This is a genomic window from Clostridium sp. CTA-19, from assembly GCF_054767855.1.
On sequence record NZ_BAAABH010000038.1, the window covers coordinates 21896 to 29424 of the forward strand.

Consider the following 7529-nt stretch of genomic DNA (forward strand, 5'->3'; position numbering starts at 1 on the left):
GGCAAAATATAAAGTAACGGAGAATTTCAAATATAGAAAGTTAAAAATATAGGAGTTCAAGAAATATTTAAGTTTAAGGTTGTTTTTCTATATTTGATAGCAAAATATTTATATGTAAGTTAAAAAAGTTAGATTGAATTTTTATAATATAGAGAAGGGTAGGTGAATAACCTGATTACTTTTATGAATTAAAGTTTTAAAATCAGGTGATTAATATGAAGAATAAAACTATATTAATTGTAGATGATGAAGAAAATATAAGAAGGTTGTTAGCTGCATATTTATCTAAAGAGAATTATAATATACTACAAGCAAGTAACGGCGTTGATGCTATAAACAAAGTTAAAAGTAATGAAGTAGATTTAATTTTATTAGATATAATGATGCCGGTGATGGATGGCTTTGAAACCCTTAAGATACTTAGAAAAGAGTACAATATGCCAGTTATAATGCTAAGTGCAAAAGGTGAAGAAGAGGATAAATTATTAGCATTTGGAATAGGTGTTGATAATTATGAAACTAAGCCATTTAGTCCTAAAATATTAGTAGCGAAGATAAATGCACTAATGAAAAGGACCTATGGATACGATAATAAAGATGAAGATGTGTATGAATTTAATGGTTTGTGTATAAATGAGAAATCTCATAATGTTATTGTGGATAACGAAGATATATCTTTAACTCCAACAGAATTTTCACTACTTATGTATTTTGTGAAAAATAAAGATATAGTGTTATCTAGAGAACAAATACTAAATGGTGTTTGGGGATATAACTTTATGGGGGACTTTAGAGTAGTAGATACTAGTGTTAAAAGATTAAGAGAAAAAATAAATGATAAAGCAAAATACATTCAAACAGTAAGGGGATTTGGATATAAATTTGAGGTAAAAGATGAGAAACAAGATATATAGATATTTAGATAGTATAAACAAAAGTATATCTAAGAAATTGTTTTTTATAACTATGGTAATATTTATATTATTTTTAAGCTTTACCCTTATAGTTCAAAGAATATTTTTCGAGAATATGTATTTTAATAAGAAGAGCCAAGAGATAAAAAGTGTTACTGCAAAATTTATTCAAAAATACAATAAGAGTGAAAGTTATGATGAGATTTTAGAGTTAATGAAGGAATGTGAAGAGGAATATAATACCTATATAGGCATTGTGGAGTATAAACCTGGATTTAGCATAGCTATGAATATAGAAGTTGTTGATGAAAGAAATAGCAGATCTAAACATATAATGGAGATAGTAAATGAAATTAGAAATAATAAATCTCTAATGCAAAAGCTTGTATCAAACAATATAGCTGTGTTTAGTGTTGAAAGTGATTATAGCGAAAATAAAGAGCTTGTATGTGTTACATTAGATGAAAGCAATTTAATTGTAGCTACTACTTCTATGTTACCGATAAGTGAAGGTATAAGTGTTATAGAAGAGTTTTATAAGTATTTTTATATTGTAGCTATATTTATAATATTGATACTTTCATATGTGTATTCTAATATGATAACTAATCCATTAAAAAACATAAATGATAAAGCTAAAAAAATGAGCACATTAGATTTTACAGAAAGATGTGAGTATGAATCAGAGGATGAAATAGGTAATTTAGCAACTACATTGAACTTTTTATCTTATAACTTAACTAGTGCTTTAACATCGCTTCAACAGACAAATGTTAGGTTACAAAAGGAAATAGAAAAAGAACGTCAATTAGAAAAAATAAGAAAAGATTTCGTAGCTGCAGCATCACATGAGTTAAAAACTCCTATAACTATTATACAAGGATATGCTGAGGGCATAAAAGATGGTATATTTAGCGAAGAGGATCAAAAAGAATCTTTAGATATAATTATAGATGAAACTAATAGAATGAGTAACTTGGTTAAAGATATGCTAGAATTATCAGCACTAGAAAGTAAAGTTATTGATCTTAATTTTGAAGAATTTAATTTAGGTGAAATGATATCTAGTAATTTAAGGGCATTATCAAATGAAATAAATGAAAAAAACATAAAGGTAATAGAACGATATTGCTTAAATCCAATAATATGCGCTGATAAGTTTAGGATGGAACAGGTAGTTATAAACTTTATAACTAATGCCATAAGGTATACAAAAAACCATGGCAATATATTTATAGCTATTGAAAATGATGGAGATTTTATAAGAGTATCTTTTGAAAATACCTGTGATCTATTAAGTGATGAACAGTTAGAAAACATTTGGCATAAATTTTATAAAGTTGATAAATCAAGAACTAGAAAGTTAGGCGGAAATGGCTTAGGACTTTCTATAGTTAAGAATATACTTAATATGCACAACTTTAAATATGGAGCTAAAAACACAGAAAGAGGTGTGGAGTTTTATTTTTATTGTAACTTAGTAAAATAGAGAATTAATTTAATTTATATATTAAATGGTATAAGTAAAGGGGGAATTTTCAGTGAAGGGAACAGCTGTAAGTGCTTGGTTTAAAACTTGCAGAAAACTTTATGGTGATAGTTTTGTAGATGATGCAATGATTCATGTAGGGTTTGATGCTACAAAAGTTTTTTCACCAGCAGAAGATGTAAATGATGAAAAAATAGAAAAATTTATACATTATGTTACTAGAGAAAAAAATATAAGTGAGAAGGAATTATGGTTAAAAATAGGTCATGACAATGTATATTCTTTTGCAGAAGAACTTCCAACATTTTTTAAAAGTGATAATACGTACTCATTCTTAAAATCGCTTTATGATATTCATTTGGTTATGACTAAGAAAATACCAGGAGCTAATCCTCCAATAGTTAATATAGAGGCAATATCAAACAAGGAAGCTATAATTACGTATTCATCTAAAAGAAAGATGTTTGATTATTTCTTAGGTATGTTAGAAGGAAGCTTTATGTACTTTAAGGAAAAAGCAGATTTTGATATTATAGAAACTAAAGATAATACAATGCAAGTTAAAATAACATTTCAGGAAGATATAAAGTATAAAAAGAAATATTTTATAAACAATGTTTTATCTTTAGGATTTCTAAAAAACGTTGCATCAAAAGTAGGCTTATTTACATTTGTAATTATGTTTTTAATAAATTTACCTATATTAGGATTTAGTGGTGTATTAAAAAATTTATTAATTTCCTTTATAAGTGGTATTGTGAGTTTTGTTGGTGTGAAAATTTTATTAAGACCAATGAATCATATAAATGAAGTTATAGAAAACTTAAATAATAAGAAGTTTGTAGAGGATAGTAAGATAGTTACAAATGACGAATTTGAATACTTATATGATAGAATAGACAAACATGTTAAAGGAATAAAAAGCGACTTTATTGGATTAAAGGGAATAACTGATGAAATGGGTAGTTTTGCTCAAAAGCTAGGTAATATATCAGATAATATGTATAGAACTTCTGGTGATATTGTAGAAGTAGTTAATCAAGTTGCAAATACATCTGTAGATCAAGCTAATAGTACAGAAACTGCAGCACAAGTTTTAAATGACAATATTAATGGTTTAAAAGCAATAGTTAATAATGAAAACGAAAATAAGGAAGAACTAGAATTAACTGTAGGTAAAATAAATAGCAGTTATTTAAAAATTGAAAATACTAGTAAAAATATTCTAGCTACATTAGAAGGGTTCCAAGAAGTAAAAACAAAAGGAACTCAACTTGGTGACAAAGCTAAAGACATAACAAATATTGTTTCTATAGTAGCTCAAATATCAGATATGACAAATTTATTAGCTTTAAATGCTTCCATAGAAGCTGCAAGGGCAGGAGAGCAAGGAAAAGGATTTGCTGTAGTTGCAGAGGAAGTAAGAAAACTAGCAGAGCAGACTAAGGATGCAGTGCAAGAGATAAATACTAACTTAGTTCAGTTTGTAGAAGATATTGGTGGACTTGTAATGAATATAGATAGTCAGTATGAAGTACTTCAAAAAGAGACTGAAGGATTACAATTAATAAGAGATGTAAGCAAAGAGTCTACAACATCTGTTAAAACTGTTTCAAAAGCAATGATTAAAACAATAGAAAAATTAGATTCACAGGCAGGTTCTATAGCTAGTATGTATGATAATATAGAATCTTTAGCTGCTATAGCAGAAGAAAACTCTGCGTCATCACAAGAAGTAAGTGCTAATGTTAATGTATACTCTGAAGAGATTAAAAAGCTTACAGAAAGCATAAATGAATTTGATAAAATAGCAACATACTTTAAAGATAGCTTAGACAATTATAAAGTATAATAAATGGTTGTTTAGTATTTAACAGTAATTAGTGAAAAGTTGAGGGCTTTAGTAATTGACAGTTGACAATGGACAATTGACAATGTTAGTTGAAACTGTTACTCAGTTTCTTTGAATTAAAGGGAATAAATTTAAAATTAAGAAATGAAATTAATAAATGGGACAGGCAAGAAACCTGTAGTTCCATAAAAAAAATAGTTAAAATATATTTTTTATAACTAAAAAAATTAGCCAGTCCCAAGAGTAGCTACTTTGTAGCGTAGATGTTAGGGACAATCTTTGAAAAATTAAGAGTTAAAAGTTGAGGAGGGGCTGTTGCAAAACTAACTAAAGGTTAGGGGAGCGATAGCTCCCTTTTTTACAGGTAATTTGATTAATATATGATTAATGGCAAGAAAAAATTTAAAGGGCTATTCAGAAAAATATAAAAGAAACTCTAATAATTTTGTTATTTTATTTTCAGAACTAAACGGTTGAAGTGACGTCCTGTCTAGGCAATCGCTAACCCCGTCCTTGGGGTTAGGTTCTAAAAACAAAACACAAACTTATAAGATTTTCTAATTCTATTTTTAATGAATAACTTATTTAAAAATTTTCTTACCATCTTTTGAATTCAAAAATATTAATAAATGTTTTTTATAACAAAAGACAGGTTCAAAAAAACCTGGCTTTTACAGTATAATTATTTTGCGACAGCCCCTTTAAATTTGAGTGGAGTAAGGTTTCAGGTTGAAATAAAAATTTAAGTAGAAGTTAATAACAAAGTGTAGCACCGTAACAAATGGGACAGGCACGACCAAATGCAGCTTCATAAGATAAAAATCAGCTATTTAAATTTAGTTACCATAGATAAAAAAAGTTAGCCAGTCCCAAGAGTAGCTACTTCGTAGCATAGATGTTAGGGACTGGCTTTGTTTTGTTAGTTGAGCAAGACAAATTTAGGAGAGTATTAAATTTTAGTGAAGAAAGTAAACTTATCGTGCCTGTCCCATTTGTGATGGAGCCGACATTAATAGTAATTACTTATTTAGGTGTTTGGGACTGGCTTTGAGTTATTAGTTGAAATATGATTTTAAAAAATCTAATCATATAATTTGCTCTGCCAATTTATATAAAAAAATACGTTCAGTATTACTGGGAACAAAGTGATTAGTAATAACCACAACTGTTAACTATTCACTGTTCACTTTTAACTAGAAAAGTCCCACTTGTAATGGAGCCAACATTAATAGTAATTACTTATTTAAAAATTTCACTAAAACCAAATAGGGGTACTGGTTCTTTACTTATCTTGTGGAATCTACAGATTTAGAGAAGAAAATATCCAAAAATGAACCTGTCCCTCTTGTTATGAAATTAATACTTAAAGATATTGCTTATTTAAGCTTTTAGATAAAACTAAATTAAACTCCATCTAAATTAAAGTCAGGGATAAAACTTTCTTTGCAAGTACCTTCTTCTTGAATAAAGGCATTTTTATAACCAAGCTCTACGCAATAATCTATCAACGCTTCATAATGCTTAGGGTTAAGTGGTTTTGTTAGCTCTTCATATTCACTACAGTTATAAAAAGGAGTATATTGATTCATAAGACTTAAAAATACTTTATCATTATATTTTTTATATACATAATCTACTATTTTTTTAGAGTCAAAAAGTAAGCCTGGAAGCATTAAATGTCTTATAATAACACCCTTTTTAATTAGTCCATTCTCATTAAAAACAGGTTGTCCAATCTGAGAGAACATTTCATCTATAACATTTGTTGCTACAGTAAAATAATGTGGAGCTTTAGAATATTTTACAGCGTACTTATCACTAAAGTATTTTAAATCCGGAAGATAAACATCTATGTATCCATTTAACATTTTAATAGCATTTACATCCTCATATCCATTGGAGTTATAAACTATAGGAAGAGTAAGCCCCTTAGATTTAGCTAGTTTAATAGCCTCAATTATTTGAGGAATATAGTGAGTTGGAGTTACTAAGTTTATATTATTTACATTTCTAGATTGTTGCTCCAAGAAAATAGAACTTAATCTTTCTATAGAAATTTCTTTACCAAATCCCTCAGTACTAATTTTATAATTTTGGCAAAAAACACATTTTAAATTACAGTTTGAAAAGAAAACCGTTCCTGAACCATTTTCTCCAGATATACAGGGTTCCTCCCAAAAATGTTTAGATACTTTCGATACCTTAATTTTATCAGAGGCTGAACAAAAACCAATTTCACCACCAGTTCTGTTAACACCACAATTTCTAGGACAAAGACTACAAGAACGTAATATATTTAAATTACTCATTAAAATCACCTTACTTAATGTATTGTAGAATATATAGAATTCAAAATTATATCTAAATTTGTTATCTTATTAATTGAATTCACATAGAATCTACATTTATGATTTTAGTTTATTAAATTTTATTTATCAACCATAACGCTTAACTATCTTAGGGACTGGCTAACTTTTTTTATTTATAGCAATTAAATTTAAAGAGCTACTCTCTGTTTTATGGGTATACATCTTTCGTGCCTGTCCCATTTGTTACGGCTGTACATTTTGAATTTAGCTTTAGTTAGATTTATATCTTCAATTCAGAATTTATTCTCTCTAATTCAAAGAAACTGGTAATCCAGTTTCAACCATTATTGTCAATTGTCCTTTGTCAAATGTCAATTATATAATGTTCTTAATTCTTAATTTTTTTAATTGTCCTTTGTCCATTGTCAAATTTTCAAAACTTTCTACCTCAACTAAATAAGCAACTATCCTATGTTACACCTCCATCACAAATGGGACAGGCACGGTAAATTTATTTTCTTCGCTAACACTTGATACTCTTCTAGTTTTATATTTTTCAACTAATAGCTCAAAGCCAGTCCCGAACAACTACGCAGCAAAGCTACTATCTTAAGGACCGGCTTTGATTAATTTAAATTTTATTGATAACATTTTAGATTTCACTCACAAAATAACTTATGGAAAATATATTTTGCTACGCGTGTCCTTCTTGTTACGGCTGTAAACTTTGAATATAACGTTGTTTAATTTAATATCACAAACTTAGAATTTACGCCCCTAAATTAAAAAGAAACTGGCAGTTCAGTTTCCTCCATTATTGTCGGATTGGCCCCCTCAAAGTGGACTCTAAATGCTAATTACTAGCTTATTCTTAAAATTACTATTTGTTAAATTATAAAACTCATTTGGAGTCCTATAATCAATTGAAGAATGTATTCTTTTAAAGTTATAGTTACTTACATAAT

4 protein-coding genes are annotated in these 7529 nt (G+C 28.1%); 3 read left to right on the forward strand and 1 reads right to left on the reverse strand.

Going from position 1 to position 7529, the window contains the following annotated elements; translation table 11 throughout:
- Positions 1-215: 215 nt before the first annotated feature.
- From ACYUE0_RS15620 to ACYUE0_RS15630, 3 genes are read left to right on the forward strand one after another with little or no spacing between them, the layout of a single operon-like run.
- A complete protein-coding gene (locus ACYUE0_RS15620; protein WP_061995336.1) occupies positions 216-914 on the forward strand; it encodes a response regulator transcription factor in 699 nt (232 codons plus the stop codon).
- Positions 895-2403, forward strand: a complete 1509-nt coding sequence (locus tag ACYUE0_RS15625) for a sensor histidine kinase (protein ID WP_460271441.1) — start codon at positions 895-897, stop codon at positions 2401-2403. The genes ACYUE0_RS15620 and ACYUE0_RS15625 overlap by 20 nt, the downstream gene beginning before the upstream one ends.
- Before the next feature lie 52 nt (positions 2404-2455).
- The gene (locus ACYUE0_RS15630; RefSeq protein ID WP_460271443.1) at positions 2456-4255 is read left to right on the forward strand and encodes a heme NO-binding domain-containing protein; all 1800 of its coding nucleotides are present in this window, start codon (positions 2456-2458) and stop codon (positions 4253-4255) included.
- A gap of 1403 nt (positions 4256-5658) precedes the next feature.
- On the opposite strand, the gene ACYUE0_RS15635 is transcribed toward ACYUE0_RS15630, so the two are convergent.
- Positions 5659-6564: a radical SAM protein gene (locus ACYUE0_RS15635; protein ID WP_460271445.1), complete on the reverse strand. Its 906-nt coding sequence runs from the start codon at positions 6562-6564 to the stop codon at positions 5659-5661.
- Between the last annotated feature and the right edge of the window lie 965 nt (positions 6565-7529).

Excerpts from the sequence above, each read along its gene's own strand:
- ACYUE0_RS15625 (WP_460271441.1), top strand. The coding sequence starts at position 895 with ATGAGAAACAAGATATATAGATATTTAGATAGTATAAACAAAAGTATA.
- ACYUE0_RS15635 (WP_460271445.1), bottom strand. The coding sequence starts at position 6,564 with ATGAGTAATTTAAATATATTACGTTCTTGTAGTCTTTGTCCTAGAAAT.
- ACYUE0_RS15620 (WP_061995336.1), top strand. The coding sequence starts at position 216 with ATGAAGAATAAAACTATATTAATTGTAGATGATGAAGAAAATATAAGA.